Annotated in this window: 1 protein-coding gene; it reads right to left on the reverse strand. The window is 71.9% G+C overall.

All coding sequences use genetic code 11. From position 1 onward, the window contains the following. Positions 1-2,121: condensation domain-containing protein (locus K8638_RS44075; RefSeq protein ID WP_223760793.1), on the reverse strand; the 2,121-nt coding region annotated here is incomplete at both ends.

The raw sequence follows: 2,121 nt of genomic DNA on the forward strand, positions 1-2,121 counted from the left end.
GGAGACGACGGCCTCCAGCAGCGTGCGCAGGTGGCCCAGCATCCGGTCCGCCGTCGTCCGCTCGAACAGGTCGGTGTCGTACTCCAGCGTTCCGGCGAAGCCCTCCGGCGTCTCGGAGAAGTTCAACGTCATGTCGAACTTCGCCATGCGGTGATCCACGTCCACCGGGAGCACGGACAGGTCCGACACGTTGGCCTGCGGGGCCTCGGCGTTGAGCATGCCCAGCACCACCTGGAAGAGGGGCGGGCGGCTCAGGTCGCGCACGGGCTGCACGGCCTCGACCAGCTTCTCGAAGGGCACGTCCTGGTGCGCGTAGGCGCCCAGCGTCGTCTCACGCACACGAGCGAGGTGCTCTCGGAAGGTGAGGCCCGGCTCCAGGCGGGCGCGCAGCACGAGGTTGTTGACGAAGAAGCCGATGAGGGCCTCCGTCTCCGCGCGGTTGCGGCCGGCGATGGTCGACCCCACGGAGAAGTCGCTCTGCCCCGAGTAGCGGGACAGCAGCACCTGGAACGCCGCCAGCAGCAGCATGAAGGGCGTGGCGCCCTCCTGACGGCACAGCTCGCGCATCCGCTCCGACAGCTCGCCGGTGAGGCGGATGGGGAGCAGCTCGCCGCGGTGCGCCGAGACCGCGGGCCTCGGGCGATCCGTCGGCAGGTCCAGGTACGGGGCGGCGCCGTTGAGCTGCTCGCGCCACCAGGCGAGCTGGGCGTCCAGCGCCTCGCCTTGCAGCCAGCCGCGCTGCCACGAGGCGAAGTCCGCGTACTGCACGGGCAGCTCGGGCAGGGTCAGCGTCCGGCCCGAGGTGAACGCGCCGTAGAAGCCCGTCAGCTCGCGCACGAGGATGCTCATCGACCAGCCGTCGGAGACGATGTGGTGCATCGTCAGCAGCAGGACGTGGTCGGCGGCATCCAGGCGCAGCAGGGTGGCGCGCAGCAGCGGCCCGCGAGCCAGGTCGAACGGGCGCTGGGACTCCTCGGCGGTGAGGCGGCGGGCCTCGATCTCACGGGCCTCGGTGGGGAGGTGCGTGAGGTCGACCACCGGCAGGGTGAATCCGGAGGGCGGCGCGATGACCTGGACGGGCTGGCCGTCCACGGTTCCGAACGTGGTGCGCAGCGCCTCGTGCCGGCCGACCAGCGCCGTGAACGCGCGCTCCAGGGAAGCGACGTCCAGCGGGCCCTTCAGCCGCACCGGGGTGAGGATGTTGTAGAGCGCGCTGCCCGGCTCCAGCCGGTCGATGAACCACAGGCGCTGCTGGGCGAAGGACAGCGGCAGGGCCTCGGTGCGCGGCACGGGCAACATCGGCGGCACGTGCAGGCCATGGCCCGCGCTCACGGCGGAGTCGATGCGGGCGGCGAGCGCGGTGAGGGTGGACGCCTCGAACAGGTCACGCAGCGGCAGCTCGACCTTGAAGGTGTCGCGGACGCGGGAGATGACCTGGGTGGCCAGCAGCGAGTGGCCGCCCAGCTCGAAGAAGTCGTCCTGCGCGCTCACCTGGGTGATGTGGAGCACCTCGGCCCAGAGGCCCGCGAGGAGCTGCTCGGTCGGAGTGCTCGGCGCGACGAAGGTGTCCTCGCGCGAGGCGGAGGCCTCAGGGGCGGGCAGGGCCGCGCGGTCCAGCTTGCCGTTGGGCGTGACGGGCAGGGCCTCCAGGGCGACGAAGGCGGAGGGCACCATGTACTCGGGCAGGCGGCCTTGCAGGAAGTCGCGCAGGGTCTTGCTGTCCGGGGCGTCGTCGTGCGGGACGACGTACGCCACGAGGCGCTTGTCGCCGGGCACGTCCTCCCGGGCGATGACGGCGGCCTCGCGCACCATCGGGTGCTGGAGCAGGGCGGACTCGATTTCGCCCGGCTCGATGCGGAAGCCTCGCAGCTTCACCTGGGTGTCGGCGCGGCCGAAGAACTCGATGCGGCCGTCGGGCAGCCAGCGCGCCACGTCGCCCGTGCGGTACATGCGCGCGCCGGGGACGGACGAGAACGGATTGGGCACGAAGCGCTCGGCCGTGAGCTCCGGCCGGTGCAGGTAGCCCAGCGCCAGACCCTGGCCACCGATGTACAGCTCGCCACGCACGCCCACGGGCACCGGCTGGCCATTGCCGTCCAGCAGGTACACCTGGGTGTTGGC

The sequence above is a fragment of the Myxococcus sp. RHSTA-1-4 genome, from assembly GCF_020037125.1.
GTDB lineage: Bacteria > Myxococcota > Myxococcia > Myxococcales > Myxococcaceae > Myxococcus.